Below are 22,593 nucleotides of genomic sequence, written 5' to 3' on the forward strand. Positions count from 1 at the left end.
CCAGCCCCGTCGACGTGGGGTGTCAGTGGGACGAAGTAGTCTTGAGCCCATGCCTGAACGCCGTACCGTCGCACTCGTCACCCTTGGCTGCGCCCGTAACGAGGTGGACTCGGAGGAGCTCGCAGGCCGCTTGGAGGCGGACGGCTGGCAACTCGTGGAGGACGCCGAGGACGCGGATGTCGCCGTCGTCAACACCTGTGGCTTCGTCGAGGCCGCCAAGAAGGACTCCGTCGACGCCCTTCTCGAGGCCAACGACCTCAAGGGGCACGGCAGAACCCAGGCCGTCGTGGCGGTGGGCTGCATGGCCGAGCGGTACGGCAAGGAACTCGCCGAAGCGCTGCCCGAGGCCGACGGTGTGCTCGGCTTCGACGACTACGCCGACATCTCCGACCGCCTCCGGACCATCCTGAACGGCGGTATCCACGCCTCGCACACTCCGCGCGACCGGCGCAAGCTGCTGCCGATCAGCCCGGCCGAGCGGCAGGGCGCGGGTGCGGGGGTCGCTCTCCCGGGCCACGGCGCCGCCACGGACGCCGACGCCGGTGCGCTCGCCGGGCCGGTGGAACCGACCGAGGCCCCTGCCGACCTCCCCGAAGGCGTCGCTCCGGTCTCCGGCCCCCGCGCGCCGCTGCGCCGGCGGCTCGACGGCGCGCCTGTCGCCTCGGTGAAGCTGGCCTCCGGCTGCGACCGGCGCTGCACCTTCTGCGCCATCCCGTCCTTCCGCGGCTCCTTCATCTCGCGCCGCCCCAGCGACGTACTGAACGAGACCAGGTGGCTCGCGGAGCAGGGCGTCAAGGAGGTCATGCTCGTCTCCGAGAACAACACCTCGTACGGCAAGGACCTGGGCGACATCCGTCTGCTGGAGTCGCTGCTGCCCGAGCTCGCGGACGTCGACGGCATCGAGCGCGTGCGCGTGAGCTATCTCCAGCCCGCCGAGATGCGCCCGGGGCTCATCGACGTACTGACCTCGACCCCGAAGGTCGCCCCCTACTTCGACCTCTCCTTCCAGCACTCCGCGCCCGACGTGCTGCGCGCGATGCGGCGCTTCGGTGACACCGACCGCTTCCTGGAGCTGCTCGACACCATCAGGAGCAAGGCGCCGCAGGCCGGCGTGCGGTCCAACTTCATCGTGGGCTTCCCCGGTGAGACCGAGGCCGACCTGGCGGAGCTGGAGCGGTTCCTGAACAACGCGCGCCTGGACGCCATCGGTGTCTTCGGGTACTCCGACGAGGACGGCACGGAGGCGGCGACGTACGAGAACAAGCTGGACGAGGACGTGGTCGCGGCGCGGCTCGCCCGCGTGTCGCGGCTGGCCGAGGAGCTGGTCTCGCAGCGCGCGGAGGAGCGCGTCGGTGAGACCGTGCACGTGCTGGTCGAGTCGGTCGGCGGCGAGGAGGGCGCGTACGGCCGCGGCGCGCACCAGGCACCGGAGACCGACGGGCAGGTGCTGTTCACCAACTTCGCGGACTTCGCGGGTCTCACGGGCGGCGAAGAGCTGAGCGTCGGTCGTATGGTCGAGGCGAAAGTGGTCGGTACGGAAGGTGTCGACCTGGTGGCCGAGCTGCTTCCGGGCTCGCTCGGCGTGGTCGGGTGTTCGGAGTCAGAGGAGGCGACCAGATGACCGGAGTCCCGGCATCCGCAGCGGGCGGCTCCTCCAGCGCGCGGAACGCCAAGAGCGTTCCGGGTGCGGTGGCTGTACCGGGCGCGATGGGTACCACGGGGGCCACCGGCTCCTCGGTCGCTCCCGCGCCCTCCGGCCCCGCTGTCGGCTCCGAGGCATCCGGGTCCGGCGTCGACTTCCTGGTCACCGATGACCTGGAGGGTGTGAAGGCGGTGCGCGGCGGGAAGTTGGGGGCCGCTGCCGTCAATCAGGCCAGCCTCTGGAACATCGCGAACATTCTTACGATGATCCGGTTGCTCCTTGTGCCAGGTTTCGTGGCCCTGATGCTGACCGACGGGGGATACGACCCGGCGTGGCGCTCGCTGGCATGGGCGGCCTTCGCCGTCGCCATGATCACCGACATCTTCGACGGTCATCTCGCGCGTACGTACGACCTCGTCACCGACTTCGGGAAGATCGCCGACCCCATCGCCGACAAGGCGATCATGGGAGCGGCGCTGCTCTGTCTCTCCGCGCTCGGTGACCTGCCGTGGTGGGTGACCGGGGTGATCCTCGGGCGTGAGCTCGGGATCACACTGCTGCGCTTCGTCGTGATCCGTTACGGCGTGATCCCCGCGAGCCGCGGCGGCAAGCTCAAGACGCTCACACAGGGCGTGGCCGTCGGGATGTACGTCCTGGCGCTGACGGGGCCGCTGGCGACGCTGAGGTTCTGGGTGATGGCCGCGGCGGTGGTGCTGACCGTGGTGACCGGCCTCGACTACGTAAGACAGGCCATTGTGCTGCGCAACGAGGGAATCGCCGCGCGCGAGGCGGCTTCCATGGAGGCGGAACGGTGAGTTCCGTGGCCGCCGACGTGGTCGGACTACTGACAGTGAGAGGGGAGACGCTCGCTGTCGCGGAGTCCCTCACGGGTGGTCTGGTCGCGGCCGAGATCACATCGGTGCCCGGGGCGTCCAAGGTGTTCCGGGGCGGGGTGACCGCGTACGCGACCGAACTGAAGCACCAGGTGCTGGGCGTCGACGCTGCTCTCCTGAGCGCCCGAGGAGCGGTGGACCCGCAGGTCGCGGCCCAGATGGCGGCCGGAGCCCGCAGAGTTCTCGGCGCCGACTGGGGTGTCGCGACGACTGGCGTCGCCGGCCCGGAACCGCAGGACGGGCAGCCCGTCGGCACGGTTTTCGTGGCGGTCGACGGCCCTCACGCCCCGGAATCCGGTTCCCAAGGTGGCGGAAAAGTGGCGTCGCTGCGGTTGAACGGCTCCCGGGCGGAAATTCGTATGGAGAGTGTACGGAGCGTACTCGCACTCCTCCTTGAGGGGATTGCGGGCGAACAGACCGGGAATGAGCGGGCACAGAATACGGAACAGAACGGGGGGACCTGATGTTTGCAGCCCTGAGTGAACACGGCATCGCTCCCCGCACGGCCGCGGCGCAAGGCGGTACGGTGGGGCGTGAAGGATGCGGCTACACGGTCCGAGGAGGGAGCCACCGATGATTCTGCTCCGTCGCCTGTTGGGTGACGTGCTGCGTCGGCAGCGCCAGCGCCAGGGCCGTACTCTGCGCGAAGTCTCCTCGTCCGCCCGAGTCTCACTCGGCTATCTCTCCGAGGTGGAGCGGGGGCAGAAGGAGGCATCCTCCGAACTGCTGTCCGCGATCTGCGACGCGCTGGACGTACGGATGTCCGAGCTCATGCGGGAAGTGAGTGACGATCTCGCCCTCGCCGAGCTGGCCCAGTCTGCTGCGGCCAACGAACCTGTACCCACGCCGGTGCGTCCCATGCTGGGTTCCGTATCGGTGGCCGGTGTGCCACCGGAACGGGTGACCATCAAGGCGCCCGCCGAAGCGGTGGATGTCGTCGCCGCCTGAGGTGCACGAGAGTCAGTGTGTGTGAGAGCCCCGGCCGGGGCTTCTCCGGGGAGACCCGGAGGAGCGCGGTCGGGGCTCTCGCGTTGTGCACCCGCTCCGCACGCACTCTCGTGGGTCCGTCCCTGGTGCGTTTGCCGGTGGGTCGTCGGGCGGTCATGGTGGTGAGGAGCCGGGCGCGCATGATCTCCCGCGCGGCCGGCTCCGGGAAAGCGGTGCGCCTCTGTGCCGGTGATGCGCCCTGTGTGCGGGTGAGCGGGGCGTTCTAGCGTGGGGCTGGAGGTGGGCCATGGCGGTGCGGATAGTTCGCTGGGGGGCGCTGCTGGGGCTCGGGGGCATCTGGTGGTGGGCAGTTCTGCGGCTCGCGCTGGCACCCGGTGCGGGGGTGCTGGAGGGGGCGGTCGCGGCCGGGGGATGGGGGCTGAGTCTGCTGCCGGTGCACTGCGTGCCTAAGGCTTCGGCCGCGCGGGTCACGGCGGTGTCGGGGGTCACGGGGGAGGTGCGCGGGCTGGGTGGTGCGGGCATCGATGCCGGCGCCGGTGCTACCAGGGCATCGCCACACCGCCGTTCGGACGGATGATCTGGCCCGTGGTGAACGCCGACGCGTCGGACGCCAGGTGCAGCACGGCGTGGGCGACCTCCTCCGGTTCGCCCACCCGGCCCAGGGGAGCCATGCGGGCCATCAGGGCCTCGGTGTGCGCCTGTGCCTCGCCGTCGTGGCGGTCGGTCATCGGCGTACGGATCCAGCCCGGCGCGACGGCGTTGACCCGGATGCCGTGGCGCCCGATCTCGGCGGCCAGCGTCTTCGTCAGCTGGACGACCGCCGCCTTGGCGACGCCGTAGCAGAGCAGGCCGGGGCTGCCGGTGTCGACGGCGCCCGAGGCCATGGTGACGATGCTGCCCCGGGTGTTCCGGGAGATCATCAGACGGGCCGCCTCCTGGCAGGCGTACAGCACGCCCTTGAAGTTGACGCTCAGGACGCGATCGAGGTCCTCGTCACGGGTCTCCAGTACGGGGCTGCTGTGCATGATCCCGGCGACCGCCGCCATGATGTCCAGCCGCTCGCACGAGGCGACGGCCTGTCGGATCTGGGCCCGGTCGGTGACGTCCAGGTGGTGGGTACGGGCTGTGCCGCCCATGCCCTTGATCAGGGTCGCCGTCTCGTGCAGTCCCTGTGCGTCCCGGTCTGCGCAGTGCACGGTGGCGCCCGCCTCGGCGAGCAGTACGGCGGATGCGCGTCCGATTCCGCTCGCGGCCCCGGTGACGAATGCGGTGCGTCCGGTGAGGTCGTACGCCTGTACGGGCATGCTGGGACGGTACGAGGGTTTCTGACGGGTCGTCAATTGGCCGTGCGGGGTTCGGTACTCAGGGGGTGCGGGTGTGGGGTTCCCGTCGGGCGGCGCGTGTGTGGTGTCAGGTGTACGGGAGTGGTTTGCGCTGCGCTCTGGCGGCGCCGGAGACGGGGGCCGGGCCTCGCTGGCAGGTCGGGCACCAGTAGGTGGGGCGCTCGCGGGAGCCGTCGCCCTGGTCGGCGACGCGGACGGGGGTCTGGCAGCGCAGACAGGGGCGGGACGCGCGGCCGTACACGAAGAGGTTCTGGCCGCGGCGGCCCGTCGTGTTGCGGGCTGGACGGTCCCGGTTGGCTTCGAGGAGTCTCTTCGCGAATGCGGGCAGCTTCGTGGTGCGGTCGGCGGGCAGGTCGCCGACGGGGAGCCACGGTGTGGCGCCGAGGAGGAAGCACAGCTCGCTCTTGTAGACATTGCCGATGCCGGCGAGGTTGCGCTGGTCCAGCAGGGCTTCGCCCAGCGGGCGGGCGGGGTCCGTGAGGAGGTTGGCGAGGGCCTGGTCGGGGTTCCAGTCCGGGCCCAGGAGGTCGGGGCCGAGGTGGCCGACGGCCCGGTGTTCGTCGGCGGTGCGCAGCAGTTCGAGGACGGGGAGGCGGTAGCCGACGGCACTGAGGTCCGCGGTGCCGAGGATCGCGCGGATCTGGTGCGACGGGCCGCCGCTCCAGCGCCGGCCGTTCTCGTAGATCTTCCAGGAGCCGTCCATCCGCAAGTGTGAGTGGAGGGTCAGGTCGCCCTCGACTCGGGTGAGGAGGTGCTTGCCGCGCGGAGTGACGTCCAGGACGGTACGGCCGGTGAGGTCGGCCGTGGCGTACTTGGGCACGCGGAGGTCGGAACGGGTCAGCGTTTTGCCGGCGAGCGCGATGTGCAGTCGCCTCGCGGCCTGCCAGACCGTGTCACCTTCGGGCATGGGTCCAGGGTGACATGTCGGCGTCGGACGGGGCCTTCGCGCTGATGATCATGCGCGTAGGCGCAGGCCGCGGGGGGTCGCGATGAAGCCCGCTCCTTCCAGAAGGGTGCCGAAGGGAGAGGTCAGGGACGAGGCGCCGTTGACTCGTTCCACGGTGACCGTGCCGAGGGAACCGGCGCGGGCGGCTGCGGCGAGGGCTTCGGCCGCCGCGCGCAGACGGGGGTCTTCGACGGGCCCGCCGTCAGGTTCGGAGGGCCAGGCCAGCAGCGTCTTGCCGCCGCGCTCCATGTAGAGAGTCAGTTCGCCGTCTACCAGCACCACCAGGGAACCGGCCTTCCGGCCCGGTTTGTGGCCGGCGCCGGTCGGGGGCTCCGGCCAGGGGAGTGCGGCACCGTACGCGTTCGCCGGATCGGCGGCGGCGAGGACGACGGCACGGGTGCTTCCGGAGGAGGCGGAAGTGGACGAGGCGGGGGAGTTGCGGGACCAGGCGCTTCCGGCGAAGCCGTGGGCCGGGTCGCGGGGGCTTCGGGATGTGCGGGCGTGGGGTGAGGGAGAGTTGAAGTCGAGGTCGACGTCGAAGTCGACGTCGTCCACGAAACCGTGGTCTGCGGGGGAGGTCGCGCCGTGTGTGTCGACCGTGCCGTCATTGCCGGGGCCGAAGCCCGGGGAGGGCCGGGAGTCGCCGCGGTCCCGGGCGTTCGCTGTCGCGCGGAGGCGGTCCACCGCGCCGTCCATGGCGAACTGGGCGGCCCCGAGCCCCTCCACCACGTAGCCGCGACGGGCCTGACCGCTGTCCTCGAAGGCGGAGAGGACGCGGTACACGGCTGAGAAGCCGCCCTCGACGCCCTCCGCGGAAACGGCTCCGCGGGTCACCACCCCATGGCGGTCCAGCAGGGTGCGGGCAAGTGCGTGGGCGCGGACGGTGGGGTCGGGCTCAGGTCCCGGCAGCAGGGACCAGCGGCCGGCCACGGTCGGTGGGCCACCGCGCGAGGCGGGGCGTGCGGCGGCTGTCAGCGAGCCGTACCGGCCGCGCGGGACGGCGCGTTTCGCCCGGTGCGCCGTCGAGCCTGCCGTACGGCCGGAACCCAGGAGGGAGCGCATCGGGGTGAGTGTGTCGTTCGTGAGCCGTCCCGACCAGGCCAGGTCCCAGACGGCGTCGGCCAGTTGGGGATCCGTCGCGTCCGGGTGCGTGGTGGCGCGGACCTGGTCGGCGATCTGGCGGAAGAAGAGTCCGTAGCCCCCGGTGAGGGTGTCGAGGACGGACTGGTGGAGCGCGGTGGGCTCCAGGGGATGGGGCGGTGGCAGGAGCAGCGGGGCCGTGTCCGCCAGGTACAGGGACACCCAGCCGTCCTTGCCGGGAAGAGCGCCCGCCCCGGCCCAGACGATCTCCCCGGCCGCCGTGAGTTCGTCGAGCATCGCGGGGGCGTAGTTCGCCACCCGGGACGGCAGGACCAGCTTCTCCAGAGCGGACGCCGGCACGGAGGCGCCCTGCAACTGCTCGACCGCGCGCACGAGTCCGTCGACGCCGCGCAGCCCGTGGCCCTTGCCGATGTGCTGCCACTGCGGCAGGAACTGTGCGAGCGCCGGGGGCGGTACCGGCTCCAGTTCGTGCCGCAGGGCGGCCAGGGAGCGGCGCCGGAGGCGGCGCAGGACCGTCGCGTCGCACCACTCCTGGCCGATGCCGGCCGGGTGGAACTCCCCCTGTACGACGCGGCCGCTCGCCGCCAGACGCTGAAGCGCGCCCTCGGTGACCGCCACGCCCAGGCCGAAGCGGGCTGCCGCGGTGGCCGAGGTGAACGGGCCGTGGGTGCGGGCGTGGCGGGCGAGGAGGTCGCCGAGCGGGTCCTTGACCGGCTCGGTGAAGGCCTCCGGGACACCGACCGGCAACGCCGTGCCGAGCGCGTCGCGCAGCCGGCCCGCGTCCTCGATCGCCGCCCAGTGGTCGGCGCCGCCGATGCGGACCCGGATCGCGCGGCGGGCGCCGGCCAGCTCCCGGGCCCACTGCGGATCGGCGCCGCGCTCCGCCAGCTCGGCGTCGGTGAGCGGGCCGAGCAGGCGCAGCAGGTCCGCCACGCTTTCGGCGTCCTTCGCGCGTCGGTCCTCGGTGAGCCACCGCAGTTCCCGCTCAAGCTCGGTCAGCACCTCGGCGTCGAGCAGTTCGCGCAGCTCGGCCTGGCCCAGCAGCTCGGCCAGCAGCCGTGAGTCCAGCGACAGGGCGGCGGCGCGCCGCTCGGCCAGGGGAGAGTCGCCCTCGTACAGGAACTGGGCCACGTACCCGAAGAGGAGGGAACGGGCGAAGGGGGAGGGCTCGGGAGTGCTGACCTCGACCAGGCGCACCTTGCGGGACTCGATGTCGCCCATCAGTTCCACGAGGCCGGGCACGTCGAAGACGTCCTGGAGGCATTCGCGGACCGCTTCGAGAACGATGGGGAACGAACCGAACTCGCTTGCCACCTGGAGCAGTTGCGAGGCCCGCTGACGCTGCTGCCAGAGCGGGGTGCGTTTGCCCGGGTTGCGGCGCGGGAGCAGCAGGGCGCGCGCGGCGCACTCGCGGAAGCGGGCCGCGAACAGGGCCGAGCCGCCCACCTGGTCGGTAACGATCTGGTTGACCTCGCCCTTGTCGAAGGCCACGTCCGCCGCGCCCACGGGAGCTCGGTCGGCGTCATATTCCGTGCCGGTCCTCGCCGGCTCCTGGTCGAGCAGGTCCAGACTCATCAGATCGGCGTCCGGGAGGCGCAGCACGATGCCGTCGTCGGCGTGCATGACCTGGGCGTCCATGCCGTACCGCTCGGAGAGGCGGGCGCCGAGCGCGAGCGCCCACGGGGCGTGGACCTGAGCGCCGAAGGGTGAGTGGACGACGACCCGCCAGTCGCCGAGCTCGTCGCGGAACTGCTCCACGACGATGGTCCGGTCGTCCGGGATGTGGCCGCAGGCCTCGCGCTGTTCGGCCAGGTAGGAGATGACGTTGCCGGCGGCCCACGCGTCGAGTCCGGCGGCGAGGAGCCGGAGGCGGGCGTCCTCCTCGGGCAGGGAACCGACCTCGCGCAGGAAGGCGCCCACCGCGCGGCCCAGTTCGAGCGGGCGGCCCAACTGGTCGCCCTTCCAGAAGGGCAGCCGGCCTGGGACACCGGGAGCCGGGGACACCAGGACGCGGTCGCGGGTGATGTCCTCGATGCGCCAGGAGCTCGTACCGAGCGTGAAGACGTCCCCCACGCGGGACTCGTACACCATCTCCTCGTCGAGCTCGCCGACCCGGCCGCCACCCTTCTTGGGGTCGGCGCCGGCCAGGAAGACCCCGAAGAGACCCCGGTCGGGAATCGTGCCCCCGGAGGTGACGGCGAGTCGCTGCGCGCCCGGACGGCCTGTCACGGTGCCGGCGACACGGTCCCACACCACGCGCGGGCGCAACTCCGCGAAGGCGTCGGACGGGTAGCGGCCCGCGAGCATGTCGAGGACCGCGGTGAACGCGGACTCCGGGAGAGCGGCGAAGGGCGCCGCCCGGCGGACCGTGGACAGCAGATCGTCGACCTGCCAGGTGTCCAGCGCCACCATCGCGACGAGCTGCTGGGCGAGGACGTCCAGGGGGTTGGCGGGGACCCGCAGGGACTCGATCGAACCAGTGCGCATGCGCTCGGTGACCACGGCCGCCTGGACGAGGTCCCCCCTGTACTTGGGAAAGACGACGCCTCTGGACACCGCGCCCACCTGGTGTCCCGCGCGTCCGACGCGCTGCAGCCCGGAGGCCACGGACGGGGGCGACTCGACCTGGACGACCAGGTCCACCGCGCCCATGTCGATGCCCAGTTCGAGGCTGGAGGTGGCCACCACCGCGGGCAGCCGGCCCGCTTTGAGGTCCTCCTCGACGAGCGCGCGCTGTTCCTTGGAGACCGATCCGTGGTGGGCCCGGGCGATGACCGCAGGGGCGCCCTGGACCGCGCCCGAGCCGCCCATCAGCTCGGCGGGAGCATGGTGTTCGGCGAGGGGCTCACCGGTGGCCCGCTCGTACGCGATCTCGTTGAGCCGGTTGCACAGACGCTCCGCGAGGCGCCGGGAGTTGGCGAACACGATCGTCGAGCGGTGCGCCTGGACGAGATCGGCGATCCGCTCCTCGACATGCGGCCAGATGGACGGCCGTTCGGCGCCCTCCTTCCCCTCGGCGACCGGAGAACCGCCCAGTTCGCCCAGGTCCTCGACCGGGACGACGACCGAGAGGTCGAACTCCTTGCCGGACTTGGGCTGGACGATCTCCACCTTGCGCTGGGGCGAGAGGTACCGGGCGATCTCGTCGACCGGACGGACGGTCGCGGAGAGACCGATACGCCGGGCGGGCCTCGGCAGCAGCCCGTCCAGCCGCTCCAGGGAGAGCGCGAGATGAGCGCCGCGCTTGGTGCCGGCGACCGCGTGCACCTCGTCCAGGATCACCGTCTCCACGCCCGTCAGCGCGTCGCGTGTGGCCGACGTGAGCATCAGGAACAGCGACTCGGGGGTGGTGATCAGGATGTCCGGCGGGCGGGTGGCGAGGGCACGGCGCTCGGCGGGCGGGGTGTCACCGGAGCGGATGCCCACCTTGACCTCGGGCTCGGGCAGTCCCAGGCGTACAGCTTCCTGGCGGATGCCTGTGAGAGGGCTGCGCAGGTTGCGTTCCACGTCGACCGCGAGGGCCTTGAGCGGCGAGATGTAGAGCACGCGGCAGCGTTTGTGGGGATCGGCCGGCGGGGGTGTCGAGGTGAGCTGGTCGAGCGCGGCGAGGAACGCGGCGAGGGTCTTGCCCGAGCCGGTCGGGGCCACCACCAGCACGTCCGAGCCCTCGCCGATGGCCTCCCACGCGCCGGTCTGGGCCGCGGTGGGCGCGGAGAAGGCCCCCGTGAACCAGCCGCGGGTCGCGGGGGAGAAGTCGTCGAGGGCTCGGTGTGCGGAGCTGACCATGCGTCCATCCTGCACCTCGCCACTGACAATTGCCCTGACCTGCGAATTTGCCTCCGGCGGTGGAGCGACGGGAGTGCGTGGGGGTGAGCCGGTGGACCGAGGCTCCTTCACGGAGAATGGGGGTATGGCGGGTTCGGTCGAGCGGGCGCGGCACTGGCGGTACGCGGAGCTGCCCGGTGTCGATCTGCTGCGCGCCCGGTACATCCACAAGACCTTTGTCCGGCACACCCACGAGAACTTCGTCATCGCCGCCATCACCGAAGGGGTGGAGGTGTTCCACCACCGGGAGGCCGATCAGTACGCGGGACCGGGGGCGCTCGCGCTGGTCAATCCCGATACACCGCATACGGGACGAGCGGGGGTTCCCGAAGGGTGGCGGTACGGAGCTGTCTACCCGGCGCCCGAGGTGGTGGCCGAGATCGCCGCGGAGACCACGGTGATTCGGGGGACCCCGGGTTTCCTCGCTCCCGTGTTCGATGATCCGTATTCGGTCACGCTCGTTCATGAGGTCTTGCGCGCGGCCGAGGAAGGCAACGCGCTGGCCGCCGACACGCTGCTTCGGGTGGTGGTGACGCGGCTGCTCCGGCTCAACGGCGGGGCCCTTCAGGAACGCGTGGTGCGTACGGCGGGCGGGCGGATCGCGGCACGCGCGCGTGCTGTGCTGGAGGAGACGATGGCCGGGCCGCCGACTCTGGAGAAACTCGCCACAGACCTCGGCACAAGCCCCTTCGCGCTGCTGCGGGCGTTCCGTGACACGTACGGGTTGCCGCCGCACGCCTGGCTGACGGACGCGCGCGTGCGGCGGGCGCGGCGGCTGCTGGACGCCGGTACCCTGCCCGCCGACGCGGCCGTCGCCGTCGGCTTCACCGATCAGCCGCACCTCAACCGGCACTTCACCCGCATCGTGGGCGTGCCTCCGGGGGCGTACCAGCGTGAGCGCAAGAACGTACAAGACCCGTCGGGGCACCTGCTCCTATCGTCCGACGGGTGGCAGAACAGACAGCTCGCGCAGACATACACACCGACGACGCAGGCAAGCCGGACGCCGCCGTCGTACGAGACGCCCTCGGAGTCGGGGTCGCCGTCGGACTGTCCGGTTTCGCCTTCGGAGTGACGTCGGTCGGCAGCGGGCTCACGCTTCTGCAGACCTGTGCGCTCAGCCTCCTGGTGTTCACCGGGGCCTCCCAGTTCGCGCTCGTGGGCGCGCTCGCGGCCGGCGGCAATCCGCTCACCGCGGCAGCGGGCGCCTTCTTCCTCGGGGTGCGCAACGCCTTCTACGGGCTGCGTCTGTCACAGTTGCTGGCCCTCCCGCGCGCGGTACGGCCGTTCGCCGCCCAATGGGTCATCGACGAGACCACGGCGGTCGCCCTGGCCCAGCCCACTCGGCGCGCCGTGCGTATCGGGTTCACCGTCACCGGCCTCACCCTGTACGTGCTGTGGAACCTCACGACACTGCTCGGCGGGCTCGGGGCCGAGGCCATCGGGGACACCGACGCGTGGGGTCTGGACGCTGCCGGACCCGCCGTCTTCCTGGCGCTGCTCGCGCCGATGCTGAAGTCCGGCGCGGAGCGCGCGGTCGCGGGTATCGCCGTGGTCCTGGGGCTCGGCCTGCTGCCCGTACTGCCGGCCGGTGTGCCGGTTCTCGTGGCGGCGCTCGCGGCACCGGCCGTTCTCTGGTGCCAGGGCCGTCACAGCGCTGAAGACAGAAAGTCTGAAGACGGAAAGATTGAGGACGGAAAGGGTGTTGACCGTTGAACGTCTGGATCGCGATCGGTGTGACCGCCGTCGGCTGCTACCTGGTCAAGCTCGCCGGGCTCCTCGTGCCCGCCGGCGTCCTGGAACGTCCGCTCGTCCGGCGCCTCGCAGCCCTGCTGCCCGTCGCCCTCCTCGCCGCTCTCACGGCCCAGCAGGCCTTCGCCGACGGGCGGGTGCTCGTCCTGGACGCGAAGGCCGCAGGGCTCGCCGCAGCCGCCGTGGCGCTGGTCCTGCGAGCTCCCTTCCTGCTCGTCGTCGCGGCGGCCGTGGCGGTGACGGCAGGAGTTCGGGCGATGACCGGCTGAACGCCGGCCGCGCCCGCGCCACCGGAGTCAGCCGACGGGGCGGCCGTACGCCTTCAGGGTGCGCAGTGCCTCGACCGTCACCATGGGGCGTGCCTCCAGGGCGGTGCCCGGTGCCCAGGCGCGCCAGCGGATGGGCCAGCCGCCGTCCTCGCGCTGCTCGCTCGCGAGGAAGTCCAGCGAACGGGTCATCTCCTCGTCGGTGAACCACGCGCGCGCGAGTGAGCCCGGTGTCCGCGCGTAGTCGTACGGGAAGTGGTGCTCGCCCGGGGCGTAGCCGGGCGGTACCGGGGCGGCGTCGAGGCGCTCCGGGTCGAGTGCCACGAGCCTGTGCTCGCGCACCAGACGGCCCAGCCGGTCGGCCGCCGCCTCCGCGCGTGAGCGGTCCGGAACCGAGTCCAGGAAGGCCACCGCGGCCTCCACCTCGTACGGATGGGACTTCTCGAGGGAGTCGACCGCCTGCCAGCAGAAGTCCGTGGCCCGGAACAGCCAGGCGTGCCACACCTTGTTGCGGTGCAGCAGGCCCACCACGGGGCCCGTGGCGAGGAGCTCACTCGGCGGGTCGGCCACGACCGACACGAAGGGAGCCGCCGGATAGCCGCGCTGACTGGGGTGGATCGCCGGCAGTGCGCCGTCCGGTGCGGAGACGGAGGTCAGATAGCGGCACACGCGCTCCACCCGCTGACCGCCGCAGCGGCCGATGGCGTCCAGGACGCGCAGCGCGTGCGCGGTGTGCAGGGGCTGGCTGACGGGGCCGCGCAGATCGGGTTCCAGCGCGTGGCCGTATCCGCCGTCCTCGTTGCGGTAGGCGTCCAGCGCGGTCTCGACCGCGTCCGCGCCTCCGTTCAGGAAGTGGTACGCGAAGCGGCGCTGCTCCAGCACGCGCGCGGTGAGCCACACGAAGTGCTCGGCACGGAAGAGCGGGGAACGCGCCGGGGGCGTCGGGGGGAGAGGGGCTGCTCCTGTTTCGGCCATGCGTCAGACCGTAGGGCGCGAAGCGGTCCCGGTGAGCGGTCACGGCGAGGGCCCACTCTCAGGGGCGGGATACTGAAGTCATGCGGTTGACGGTTTTCTGGCAGCGGATGGCGGAACACTTCGGTTCGGGCTACGCCGACACCTTCGCGCGCGATCACGTGATGACGGAACTCGGCGAACGGACCGTGCACGAGGCCCTGGACGCGGGCTGGGAGGCGAAGGACGTGTGGCGTGTGGTGTGCGCGGCCATGAACGTTCCCTCGGAGAACCGCTGAAATCGCACGGAAACGACCTCGGTCGGCCGCGTAGGACGCAGGGTGGCGACTGATTGTCCGTGGCGTGGGCGAGACTTGCACCGTGGCACCCACAGACGAGACCGAACAGCTCGGACAGCAGACGTCTCCGTTCGGCACGCCGCCGCCCACACCCCCGGCCGGGCACGCCGCCGGGCAGGGCGCGCGCATGCCGCGCTGGCTGCCGCGCGCCATGATGCTGGCGCTCGCCCTCATCGGCCTCTTCCAACTGGGCAGCTGGGCCTTCCACCAGCTCACGGGCTTGTTGATCAACATCCTCATCGCGTTCTTCGCCGCACTGGCGATCGAACCCGCGGTGAGCCGCATGGCGTCGCGCGGTATGCGCAGGGGACTGGCCACCTTCCTGGTCTTCATCGGCCTGCTCATCGCGATCGCCGGGTTCGTCACCCTGCTCGGCTCCATGCTCGCGGGCCAGATCATCAAGATCGTCGAGGACTTCCCGAACTATCTCGACTCCGTCATCAGCTGGGTCAACGCGCACTTCAACACCGACCTGAAGCGGGTGGACGTCCAGGAGGGGCTGCTGCGGTCCGACTGGCTGCGCAGTTACGTGCAGAACAGCGCCACCGGCGTCCTGGACGTCTCCGCCCAGGTACTGGGCGGCCTCTTCCAGTTGCTGATGATCACACTGTTCGCGTTCTACTTCGCCGCCGACGGGCCGAGACTGCGTCGCGCGCTGTGCTCCGTACTGCCGCCCGCCCGGCAGACCGAGGTGTTGCGCGCGTGGGAGATCGCCGTCGACAAGACCGGCGGCTATCTGTACTCGCGCGGCCTGATGGCGCTCATCTCCGGGGTCGCCCACTACGTACTGCTGGAAATCCTGAACGTGCCGTACGCGCCCGTGCTCGCCGTCTGGGTGGGGCTGGTCTCGCAGTTCATCCCGACCATCGGTACGTATCTCGCGGGCGCCCTGCCGATGCTGATCGCCTTCACCATCGATCCCTGGTACGCGCTGTGGGTACTGGTCTTCGTCGTGATCTACCAGCAGTTCGAGAACTACATGCTGCAGCCCAAGCTGACCGCGAAGACCGTCGACATCCATCCCGCGGTCGCCTTCGGCTCGGTCATCGCCGGCACCGCGCTCCTCGGCGCCGTCGGCGCGCTGATCGCCATCCCGGCGGTCGCCACGCTCCAGGCGTTCCTGGGGGCGTACGTGAAGCGGTACGCCGTCACGGACGACCCCCGTGTCCAGGGGCATCGCGGGCGGGGCGCGAGCATCGGCACACGGGTGCGGAGGCTGCTGGAAGGGCGCCGGGATGCCGACACCGGGGACTCGGCGTACTCCGCTGGGGCGTCGGAGCCGGAATCAGGGTCGGAACCGGGGGCGGGGCCGGAATCAGGGTCGGGGCCGGGGGAAGGTTCAACGCCCGCCTGAGGGGCGCTTCAGCGGCGGCGCCGGCGACGGACGTCGCGCAGTCGCCGACCGGGTGACAGGGGTGCTCGGCGCCGTCCTGTCCGGTCGAGGACGGCCCGCGCCGTGTGTCCCCCGGGGGTGTCGGACCCGATGTCCGGGCCGTTGGCGGACCGCGAATCTAGTGTCGTGGAGTGTCGGGTGTCGCGCTTGACACGAAAATCGAACATCCGTTCTGATGGAGTTTCCGGCGAGGCTCTCGACGGGTATTTCGTCAGGGTTTTCATGCAGATGTACCCAAGTTATCCACAGGCTGGACGGGCGTCGGGGCGCATTGTCAGTGGCAGGCGTTAGCGTCTTTGACGTGAAGCGATCGACTCAAGCAAACCGGGTGGAACCCATGGCAGGAACCGACCGCGAGAAGGCGTTGGACGCCGCGCTCGCACAGATTGAACGGCAGTTCGGTAAGGGTGCGGTGATGCGCCTGGGCGAACGGCCGAATGAGCCCATCGAGGTCATCCCCACCGGGTCGACCGCGCTCGACGTCGCCCTTGGCGTCGGCGGCCTGCCGCGCGGCCGAGTGGTGGAGGTGTACGGACCGGAGTCCTCCGGCAAGACGACCCTGACCCTGCACGCGGTGGCGAACGCGCAGAAGGCCGGTGGCCAGGTCGCCTTCGTGGACGCGGAGCACGCCCTCGACCCCGAGTACGCGAAGAAGCTCGGCGTCGACATCGACAACCTGATCCTGTCCCAGCCGGACAACGGTGAGCAGGCCCTGGAGATCGTGGACATGCTGGTCCGCTCCGGTGCCCTCGACCTCATCGTCATCGACTCCGTCGCCGCGCTCGTCCCCCGCGCGGAGATCGAGGGCGAGATGGGTGACTCGCACGTGGGTCTGCAGGCCCGCCTGATGAGCCAGGCGCTCCGTAAGATCACCGGTGCGCTGAGCCAGTCCCAGACGACCGCGATCTTCATCAACCAGCTCCGCGAGAAGATCGGCGTGATGTTCGGTTCGCCGGAGACCACGACCGGTGGCCGGGCCCTCAAGTTCTACGCTTCGGTGCGACTCGACATCCGTCGCATCGAGACGCTCAAGGACGGCACCGACGCGGTCGGTAACCGCACCCGCGTCAAGGTCGTCAAGAACAAGGTCGCGCCCCCCTTCAAGCAGGCCGAGTTCGACATCCTCTACGGGCAGGGCATCAGCCGCGAGGGCGGTCTGATCGACATGGGCGTGGAGCACGGCTTCGTCCGCAAGGCCGGCGCCTGGTACACGTACGAGGGCGACCAACTCGGCCAGGGCAAGGAGAACGCGCGCAACTTCCTGAAGGACAACCCCGATCTCGCCAACGAGATCGAGAAGAAGATCCTTGAGAAGCTGGGCGTCGGTGTGCGGCCGGAGAAGCCCACCGAGGAGCCTGGCGCGGACGCGGCGGTCACGGTCGTCTCGGACGAGGCGGCGAAGACCGTGCCTGCTCCGGCGGCCAAGACCACCAAGGCCAGGGCCACGGCGGCCAAGAGCTAGCCCGTGACACGACGAACCGACTGGGCCGAGTACGCCTACCCCGATGCCTCGGAAGACCGGGGCGACGGGGTCCGCGGGGGCCCCACCGGGGGTGACAGCGCCTACGGGGACACCGGGCCGAACGGGGGTGGCCCCGGCGTCCACGAAGACGACGGGGTGTACGAGGGTGACGGAGGCCCCGCTGCCGGAGCGCGCCGCGGCCGGGGTGCGCCGGGGGACGGCCGGCGCCGAGGCGACGGCTCCCCCGGAGGCGGGCGGCGCCGTGGCGGCGGTGACCCGAGCGGCGAAAGCAGCCCGTTCGGCGAGGGCGGCTCACGCGGTGAGGGCGCGCGTGGTGGGCGCGGTCGTCGACGGCAGCGCGGCTTCGGTGAGCCGGGCGGCGACCCACAGGACGGAGGTTCCGCCTCCTCGTCGAGGGCCGAGAGGGCGGAGCCGCCGGCGGACCCGGCTGAGCGGGCGCGGGCGATCTGCCTGCGCCTGCTCACCGGGATGCCGCGTACGCGCAAGCAACTCGCGGATGCCCTGCGCAAGCGCGAGATCCCGGACGAGGTCGCCGAGGAGGTGCTGTCACGGTTCGAGGAGGTCGGACTGATCAACGACAGCGCGTTCGCGGACGCCTGGGTCGAGTCCCGCCACCACGGCCGGGGACTGGCCCGGCGGGCTCTCGTCCAGGAACTGCGTACCAAGGGCGTGGACTCGACGCTCATCGACGAGGCCGTCGGGCAGCTCGACTCCGAGCAGGAGGAGACGACCGCGCGTGAACTCGTCGCCCGCAAACTGCGGGTGACCCGCGGTCTCGACCGCGACAAGAGGCTGCGGCGCCTGGCAGGCATGCTCGCCCGTAAGGGCTATCCCCAGGGCATGGCTCTGCGAGTGGTTCGGCAGGCGCTGGACGAGGAGGGCGACGAGGGCGACGACGCCGAGTTCCTCGGGGACGACGAGTACTGAGCCCTGCTGTGCCGAGGTTTGGCCGTCCCGAGCGGCAGTTCAAGTTCGGGAGGTCTGGGTCCCTGGCCCTGAACACGGTGGACGCGCGGGGGCGCCGACCGCGTTCAGGGCTCGGCGGACGGGTACGACGGCTTCGAGTGCTCAGGTACTCGGACGACTTCAGGTGTTCAGCGGGCCTGCACCGTCATACGCCGGCATCCGGCATCCGTCGTTGCCGTCCGGAAGCACCGGCTGTCCACCAGCAGCGCCTCGTCGGTCCGTGCGGCCCTGTATGCCTGCCGGGTCTCCACGCGCGCGTGGGTCTCGCGGACGCGGTTCGGCAACTCGACCATACCGACCGGCTGTTCCCTCACTGCCAGTCCTGCGGGCGCTCCACGTGCTCCAGACGCAGCACCGGCCCCGTACGGCTGTACCGGCGGATCTGCGGGAGGGGCGGATAGTAGGCGTGGACCGAGATCGCGTGCTGGTCGCGGGACTCGTTGAGCACCTCGTGCACATGGTGGTGGCCGAACGCGCGGCCCTGGCCGGCCGGCAGTCGCCGTTCCCGGTCGACGTCCTCGGAGAGTTCGAGGGTCTTCCAGCCGTCGGTGGGCAGCCGCGCGGCGAGCGAGTTCTCCTTGAGTTCTCCGGCCGCGGTGAGGAATGCGCCGACCGAGTCGGCGTGGTCGTGCCAGCCGGTGCCGGTGCCGGGCGGCCAGCCGATCAGCCAGGCCTCGCTGCCGCCGGGGCCCTCAAGGCGAACCCACGTGCGGCCCTCGGGGTCGAGCGGCAGGGAGGCGATCAGCTCGGCGTCGGCAGCTGTGCGTCGTACGAAGTCGAGCAGGTCCGCCTGTGTCGGGGTCCTGGACGTGTCGGAGACCCGGGCGGGTGCGGATACGGAGGGTGACAGGGACACGGGTACCGTCCTGATGAACGTTCGCGGGGGCGCGCGACGGCGCGGATCAACGGCGCGCAGGGAAGAAGGGGATGCGAATTCAGCAGGACGGACGACACACGCAGCCCGCATAGCGGACGAGGTCCATATGGACCCTCCGCCACAGGCGCACATCGGTGTCGGCATCGGTCACGTTCCGGAGTACAGCATGACGGTACGAAGCGGTCAACTCGCTGTCAGCATGTGGACGCGGGCGACGGGAGGCGCGCGGGTGGCCCGGGTGGCGCGCGCCTGCGAAAGCAGTTCTCAGCGCGTACCCGCCGTGGCTTCCGTGTTCGCCTTCGGGTCCGACTTGCCGGAACCGCTGCTCGTTCCGTCTGCCTCGTCGCCCGTCCGGTCCTGCGGAGGCCCGCCCAGTGTCGCCTCGGCCGCCGCGTACAGGTCGGCCGGCCGTACTCCGCTCAGTGCGGTCACCAGGTGGCCGTCCGGGCGGACCAGCAGCACGGTGTGGGCGGCAGCGCCCGGATAGCTCTCGGTGACCAGCAGCTCGGCGGGGTGCGGCAGCGCGGCCACCGCGGCCGCCAGCCGGGGCATGATCCCGGCGCTCACCCAGTGCTTGCGCTCCCACACACCCGTACCCGGCGCGATCAGCACCACCAGCAACGCACCGCGGCCCAGCCGCTCCCGCAGCCGCACGAAGGAACCGTCCTCGGCGGTGACACGTACGTCCGTCACCTGTGCGCCGGGCAGGGTGTCCACCGCAACCTCCGCCTCAAGGTGCTGAGGCGCCAGAGGCGAACGGGCGTACGTCTCCGGCTCGCCCAGGACTCCGCGCCCCAGGTGACCGTCCGTGAGCAACGCGTCGTTTCCGCGGGTCGACCCGGGGACGTACGACCGCAGCCCCGCGCCGCCGCGCAGCAGGGGGAGCGCCTGGTCGGCGGCGCGCAGCCGGGCGGAGACCGCCGCGCGCCGCTCGGTCTGGTAGCTGTCGAGCAGGGCCTCGTGCGGGCCGTGGTGCCAGGCCAGGGCCAGTTTCCAGGCGAGGTTGTCGGCGTCCCGCAGCCCCTCGTCGAGCCCCTGGGTGCCGAGCGCGCCGAGCAGGTGCGCGGCGTCCCCAGCGAGGAAGACCCGGCCGACCCGCCAGCGACGGGCGAGCCGGTGGTGGACGATGTGGACGCCCGTGTCGAGCAGGTCGTACGGCGGTGTGGGCCCGCCGCTCCAGCCCGCGAGGGTTTCGCGGACGCGGGTCACGAGGAGCTCGGGCGTGACCAGGTCCTTGCCGGGCGGCAGCAGCCAGTCCAGGCGCCACACACCGTCGGGAAGCGGACGAGCGGTGATCTCCCCGGCCGAGGGCCCCGATGTCCGCCACGGCGGCATCCGGTGCAACAACGCCTCACCGGGCCACGGAAGTTCCGTACGCAGCGCTGCTACGGCGTGTCGTTCCACGGCGGTACGTCCGGGGAAGCGGATGTCCTGCAGTTTGCGCACCGTGGAGCGCGGGCCGTCGCAGCCGACCAGGTAACTGCCGCGCCACCAGGTGCCGCCCGGGCCGCGGGTGTGGGCCGTGACACCGGAAGGTTCCTGCTCGGCGGAGTCGAGGCGGCTGTTGACGGCGACCTTGACGAGCCGCTCGCGCGCGATGGCGGTCCGCAGGGCGCCGGTCAGTACGTGCTGGGCGATGTGCAGGGGGACGTCCGCCTCCGTGACGGGCTGAGGCTGGAGGCCCTGCGGCGCGTCCGCCGGGCCGCCGGATTCCTCGGCGCCGAAAGAGATCTGACGTGTCACCTGCTTGCGCCGCATCGACCGCCATCCGGCCCAGTGGAAACCGGCCTCCGCGATCGGCACACCGGTCAGCCGCGCCAGGAGCGCGGCGGTGTCCTCGCGCAGTACGACGGTGCGGGCGGGACGCTGGTCGTCCTTGCCGGGCCCCTCGTCGAGGACGACGGAGGGGACCGCCTGGCGCGCCAGCGCAAGCGCCAGCGTGAGTCCGACCGGCCCCGCTCCGACGATGATCACCGGGTCCATGGCGCGGTGCCCCCTGTCCCGAGCGGTGTCTTCATCGACACAAGTGAACAGGAAGTTGGAGCGGGGTGTGCGATCACAGAACGTATGCAACAGATTCCGCGCCACCCGGTCAAGCTGGACGCACCCCGGCACGTGACCCGGCCTGTTCGACGTTTCCCCTGGTACGGCACGCGGACCCGGTGCAGGCGGCGAACGGCGGAGGCAGTGGCGAACGCGCCACTGCCTCCGGGTCGGTCACATCCCTGCCGCCGGGCAGGGCATACGAGTTGAGCGTCCGTCAGATGGAGCCGCCCGCGCCGGTCGCCTCCGTGCCGGCCACCGTCGCCGGACCGAGCACCACACCGGTCGACTTCTTGCCGCGCCGCAGCCGGCCCTCAAGCCAGCTCGCGAAACTGGTGATGACGAAGTTGAGCACGATGTAGATGACCGCCACCACGATGAAGCTCTGAACGACGTTGGCGTAGTTGGCAGCGAGCGTGCTGCGCGAGTTGAGAAGCTCGGTGAACCCGAGCATGACGCCACCCAGGGCGGTGTCCTTCACGATGACGACGAGTTGGCTGACGATCGCCGGCAACATCGCCGTGACGGCCTGCGGGAGCAGGATGTTCGTCATCGCCTGCCCCTTGCGCAGACCGACCGCGAGGGCGGCCTCCGTCTGTCCCCGGGGGAGGGACAGGATGCCCGCTCGTACGATCTCGGCGAGTACCGAGGCGTTGTAGAGGACCAGGCCGGTGACCACCGCGTAGAGGGGGCGGGACTCACTGCTGATGTCCGTGGAGCTGACGTAGAACTGGGCTGCGAACAGCATGAGCAGCAGCACCGGAATCGACCGGAAGAACTCGACCACCACGCCGGCCGGTACCCGGACCCACCGGTGGTCGGACATCCGTGCGATACCCAGGGCCGCACCCAGTGGGAGGGCGATCACCATGGAAAGGGCAGCGGCCTTCATGGTGTTGGCGAGGCCGGGCAGCAGATAGGTCGTCCAGGCCTGTGACGTGGTGAACGGCTCCCACAGGGCCCACTTGAGCTGCCCCTTGTCGTCCATCGTCCGCCAGATCCACCACATGAACAGGGCGAGCAGGGCGAAGAAGACGACAGTGAGGATCACGTTGCGCTGTTTGGCGCGGGGGCCCGGTGCGTCGTAGAGCACGGAGGTCATCGCTTCACCGCCAGTCGCTTGCTCAGCCAGCCGAGGACGAGTCCGGTGGGCAGGGTGAGCACCACGAACCCGAAGGCGAAGACCACGCCGATGAGTACCAACTGAGCCTCGTTCTCGATCATCGTCTTCATCAGAGTCGCGGCCTCGGCGACGCCGATCGCGGCGGCCACGGTGGTGTTCTTGGTCAGTGCGATCAGTACGTTGGCCAGCGGGCCGATGACCGACCGGAACGCCTGCGGCAGCACCACGAGGCTCAGCACCTGGCTGAAGCTCAGCCCGAGGGCGCGGGCCGCCTCGGCCTGGCCCGGGGGCACGGTGTTGATGCCGGAGCGCAGTGCCTCGCAGACGAAGGCCGCGGTGTAGGCGACGAGGCCGAGCACCGCCAGCCGGAAGCCCTGGAGCGGGAAGTCGTCGGATGCGCCCATCGTCACGCCGAAGATGTCGGCGAGGCCGAGCGAGGTGAAGACGATGATGACCGTCAACGGGATGTTGCGGACGATGTTCACGTAGGCGGTGCCGAATCCGCGCATCAGCGGGACCGGGCTGACCCGCATGGCGGCCAGCAGTGTGCCCCAGACCAGGGAGCCGAGGGCGGAGAGGGCGGTGAGTTTCACCGTCATCCAGAACGCCCCGAGGACGTCGTAACCATCTAGAAAGTCGAACACGATCCCCGCGCTTCCGGGTGTGAGGCGTATGTGGCGTA

Annotated in this window: 22 protein-coding genes; 12 read left to right on the plus strand and 10 right to left on the minus strand. The window is 71.0% G+C overall.

Annotated features, from left to right (window positions below):
- Positions 1-49: 49 nt before the first annotated feature.
- From rimO to STRTUCAR8_RS54575, 5 genes are all read left to right on the plus strand, one after another.
- Positions 50-1,621: a 30S ribosomal protein S12 methylthiotransferase RimO gene (gene rimO / locus STRTUCAR8_RS29245; protein WP_044473101.1), complete on the plus strand. Its 1,572-nt coding sequence runs from the start codon at positions 50-52 to the stop codon at positions 1,619-1,621.
- Positions 1,618-2,457 carry a CDP-diacylglycerol--glycerol-3-phosphate 3-phosphatidyltransferase gene (gene pgsA, locus STRTUCAR8_RS29250; protein ID WP_006379725.1) on the plus strand — a complete coding sequence of 280 codons (840 nt, stop codon included), beginning with the start codon at positions 1,618-1,620 and terminating at the stop codon, positions 2,455-2,457. The genes rimO and pgsA overlap by 4 nt, the downstream gene beginning before the upstream one ends.
- Complete coding sequence (locus STRTUCAR8_RS29255; RefSeq protein ID WP_006379732.1) at positions 2,454-2,999, plus strand: CinA family protein; 546 nt, start codon at positions 2,454-2,456, stop codon at positions 2,997-2,999. The genes pgsA and STRTUCAR8_RS29255 overlap by 4 nt, the downstream gene beginning before the upstream one ends.
- Before the next feature lie 109 nt (positions 3,000-3,108).
- Positions 3,109-3,483, plus strand: a complete 375-nt coding sequence (locus STRTUCAR8_RS29260) for a helix-turn-helix domain-containing protein (RefSeq protein WP_006379734.1) — start codon at positions 3,109-3,111, stop codon at positions 3,481-3,483.
- Positions 3,484-3,769: 286 nt separating this feature from the next.
- A complete protein-coding gene (locus STRTUCAR8_RS54575) occupies positions 3,770-4,060 on the plus strand; it encodes a hypothetical protein (RefSeq protein WP_078507358.1) in 291 nt (96 codons plus the stop codon).
- Here the strand turns inward: STRTUCAR8_RS54575 and STRTUCAR8_RS29265 are convergent.
- The 3 genes from STRTUCAR8_RS29265 to STRTUCAR8_RS29275 all read right to left on the minus strand — a co-directional run bounded on the left by STRTUCAR8_RS29265 (position 4,023) and on the right by STRTUCAR8_RS29275 (position 10,659).
- A complete protein-coding gene (locus tag STRTUCAR8_RS29265; RefSeq protein WP_006379716.1) occupies positions 4,023-4,787 on the minus strand; it encodes an SDR family NAD(P)-dependent oxidoreductase in 765 nt (254 codons plus the stop codon). The two genes, STRTUCAR8_RS54575 and STRTUCAR8_RS29265, sit on opposite strands and share 38 nt — an antisense overlap.
- A 106-nt stretch (positions 4,788-4,893) precedes the next feature.
- The gene (locus tag STRTUCAR8_RS29270; RefSeq protein WP_006379722.1) at positions 4,894-5,733 is read right to left on the minus strand and encodes a DNA-formamidopyrimidine glycosylase family protein; all 840 of its coding nucleotides are present in this window, start codon (positions 5,731-5,733) and stop codon (positions 4,894-4,896) included.
- 48 nt (positions 5,734-5,781) lie between these two features.
- Entirely contained in the window at positions 5,782-10,659 is a 4,878-nt protein-coding gene (locus STRTUCAR8_RS29275; RefSeq protein WP_006379730.1) for an ATP-dependent helicase, read from the minus strand.
- Positions 10,660-10,783: 124 nt separating this feature from the next.
- Here STRTUCAR8_RS29275 and STRTUCAR8_RS29280 point away from each other — a divergent pair, with 124 nt between their 5' ends.
- From STRTUCAR8_RS29280 to STRTUCAR8_RS29285, 3 genes are read left to right on the plus strand one after another with little or no spacing between them, the layout of a single operon-like run.
- Complete coding sequence (locus tag STRTUCAR8_RS29280; protein WP_006379708.1) at positions 10,784-11,773, plus strand: AraC family transcriptional regulator; 990 nt, start codon at positions 10,784-10,786, stop codon at positions 11,771-11,773.
- Positions 11,674-12,414 carry an AzlC family ABC transporter permease gene (locus STRTUCAR8_RS50405; protein WP_234372642.1) on the plus strand — a complete coding sequence of 247 codons (741 nt, stop codon included), beginning with the start codon at positions 11,674-11,676 and terminating at the stop codon, positions 12,412-12,414. The genes STRTUCAR8_RS29280 and STRTUCAR8_RS50405 overlap by 100 nt, the downstream gene beginning before the upstream one ends.
- Positions 12,411-12,719: an AzlD domain-containing protein gene (locus STRTUCAR8_RS29285; protein ID WP_006379733.1), complete on the plus strand. Its 309-nt coding sequence runs from the start codon at positions 12,411-12,413 to the stop codon at positions 12,717-12,719. The genes STRTUCAR8_RS50405 and STRTUCAR8_RS29285 overlap by 4 nt, the downstream gene beginning before the upstream one ends.
- A 27-nt stretch (positions 12,720-12,746) precedes the next feature.
- Here the strand turns inward: STRTUCAR8_RS29285 and STRTUCAR8_RS29290 are convergent, their stop codons facing one another.
- Entirely contained in the window at positions 12,747-13,691 is a 945-nt protein-coding gene (locus STRTUCAR8_RS29290) for a hypothetical protein (protein WP_006379707.1), read from the minus strand.
- Positions 13,692-13,771: 80 nt separating this feature from the next.
- Here STRTUCAR8_RS29290 and STRTUCAR8_RS29295 point away from each other — a divergent pair, with 80 nt between their 5' ends.
- The 4 genes from STRTUCAR8_RS29295 to recX all read left to right on the plus strand — a co-directional run bounded on the left by STRTUCAR8_RS29295 (position 13,772) and on the right by recX (position 17,829).
- A complete protein-coding gene (locus tag STRTUCAR8_RS29295; protein ID WP_006379718.1) occupies positions 13,772-13,966 on the plus strand; it encodes a DUF3046 domain-containing protein in 195 nt (64 codons plus the stop codon).
- Between the two features lie 82 nt (positions 13,967-14,048).
- Positions 14,049-15,380, plus strand: coding sequence for an AI-2E family transporter (locus tag STRTUCAR8_RS29300; RefSeq protein WP_006379711.1), 1,332 nt, complete (start codon positions 14,049-14,051; stop codon positions 15,378-15,380).
- Between the two features lie 376 nt (positions 15,381-15,756).
- A complete protein-coding gene (recA, locus tag STRTUCAR8_RS29305; protein WP_006379709.1) occupies positions 15,757-16,881 on the plus strand; it encodes a recombinase RecA in 1,125 nt (374 codons plus the stop codon).
- A 3-nt stretch (positions 16,882-16,884) separates the two neighbouring features.
- A complete protein-coding gene (gene recX, locus STRTUCAR8_RS29310) occupies positions 16,885-17,829 on the plus strand; it encodes a recombination regulator RecX (protein ID WP_006379727.1) in 945 nt (314 codons plus the stop codon).
- 167 nt (positions 17,830-17,996) lie between these two features.
- Here the strand turns inward: recX and STRTUCAR8_RS29315 are convergent, their stop codons facing one another.
- From STRTUCAR8_RS29315 to STRTUCAR8_RS29335, 6 genes are all read right to left on the minus strand, one after another.
- A complete protein-coding gene (locus STRTUCAR8_RS29315) occupies positions 17,997-18,182 on the minus strand; it encodes a hypothetical protein (RefSeq protein WP_006379729.1) in 186 nt (61 codons plus the stop codon).
- The gene (locus tag STRTUCAR8_RS29320) at positions 18,179-18,724 is read right to left on the minus strand and encodes a cupin domain-containing protein (protein ID WP_006379731.1); all 546 of its coding nucleotides are present in this window, start codon (positions 18,722-18,724) and stop codon (positions 18,179-18,181) included. The genes STRTUCAR8_RS29315 and STRTUCAR8_RS29320 overlap by 4 nt, the downstream gene beginning before the upstream one ends.
- 79 nt (positions 18,725-18,803) lie before the next feature.
- Positions 18,804-18,851, minus strand: coding sequence for a hypothetical protein (locus STRTUCAR8_RS55845; RefSeq protein ID WP_309506048.1), 48 nt, complete (start codon positions 18,849-18,851; stop codon positions 18,804-18,806).
- Between the two features lie 158 nt (positions 18,852-19,009).
- Complete coding sequence (locus STRTUCAR8_RS29325; protein WP_006379723.1) at positions 19,010-20,728, minus strand: FAD-dependent monooxygenase; 1,719 nt, start codon at positions 20,726-20,728, stop codon at positions 19,010-19,012.
- Positions 20,729-21,005: 277 nt separating this feature from the next.
- The gene (locus STRTUCAR8_RS29330) at positions 21,006-21,890 is read right to left on the minus strand and encodes an amino acid ABC transporter permease (RefSeq protein ID WP_006379710.1); all 885 of its coding nucleotides are present in this window, start codon (positions 21,888-21,890) and stop codon (positions 21,006-21,008) included.
- Positions 21,887-22,555 (minus strand): amino acid ABC transporter permease, encoded by a 669-nt coding sequence (locus tag STRTUCAR8_RS29335; protein WP_006379714.1) that lies wholly within the window; start codon positions 22,553-22,555, stop codon positions 21,887-21,889. Before STRTUCAR8_RS29335 ends, STRTUCAR8_RS29330 begins: the two co-directional genes overlap by 4 nt.
- Between the last annotated feature and the right edge of the window lie 38 nt (positions 22,556-22,593).

The organism is Streptomyces turgidiscabies Car8 (assembly GCF_000331005.1).
Taxonomy (GTDB): domain Bacteria; phylum Actinomycetota; class Actinomycetes; order Streptomycetales; family Streptomycetaceae; genus Streptomyces; species Streptomyces turgidiscabies.

What these genes read in the sequence shown, in the direction of transcription:
- STRTUCAR8_RS29290 (WP_006379707.1), bottom strand. Translation starts at nt 13,691, where the DNA reads ATGGCCGAAACAGGAGCAGCCCCTCTCCCCCCGACGCCCCCGGCGCGT.
- STRTUCAR8_RS54575 (WP_078507358.1), top strand. Translation starts at nt 3,770, where the DNA reads ATGGCGGTGCGGATAGTTCGCTGGGGGGCGCTGCTGGGGCTCGGGGGC.
- STRTUCAR8_RS29295 (WP_006379718.1), top strand. Translation starts at nt 13,772, where the DNA reads ATGCGGTTGACGGTTTTCTGGCAGCGGATGGCGGAACACTTCGGTTCG.
- STRTUCAR8_RS29275 (WP_006379730.1), bottom strand. Translation starts at nt 10,659, where the DNA reads ATGGTCAGCTCCGCACACCGAGCCCTCGACGACTTCTCCCCCGCGACC.
- STRTUCAR8_RS29280 (WP_006379708.1), top strand. Translation starts at nt 10,784, where the DNA reads ATGGCGGGTTCGGTCGAGCGGGCGCGGCACTGGCGGTACGCGGAGCTG.
- recA (WP_006379709.1), top strand. Translation starts at nt 15,757, where the DNA reads ATGGCAGGAACCGACCGCGAGAAGGCGTTGGACGCCGCGCTCGCACAG.
- STRTUCAR8_RS29265 (WP_006379716.1), bottom strand. Translation starts at nt 4,787, where the DNA reads ATGCCCGTACAGGCGTACGACCTCACCGGACGCACCGCATTCGTCACC.
- pgsA (WP_006379725.1), top strand. Translation starts at nt 1,618, where the DNA reads ATGACCGGAGTCCCGGCATCCGCAGCGGGCGGCTCCTCCAGCGCGCGG.
- rimO (WP_044473101.1), top strand. Translation starts at nt 50, where the DNA reads ATGCCTGAACGCCGTACCGTCGCACTCGTCACCCTTGGCTGCGCCCGT.
- STRTUCAR8_RS29330 (WP_006379710.1), bottom strand. Translation starts at nt 21,890, where the DNA reads ATGACCTCCGTGCTCTACGACGCACCGGGCCCCCGCGCCAAACAGCGC.
- STRTUCAR8_RS29325 (WP_006379723.1), bottom strand. Translation starts at nt 20,728, where the DNA reads ATGGACCCGGTGATCATCGTCGGAGCGGGGCCGGTCGGACTCACGCTG.
- STRTUCAR8_RS29270 (WP_006379722.1), bottom strand. Translation starts at nt 5,733, where the DNA reads ATGCCCGAAGGTGACACGGTCTGGCAGGCCGCGAGGCGACTGCACATC.
- STRTUCAR8_RS29260 (WP_006379734.1), top strand. Translation starts at nt 3,109, where the DNA reads ATGATTCTGCTCCGTCGCCTGTTGGGTGACGTGCTGCGTCGGCAGCGC.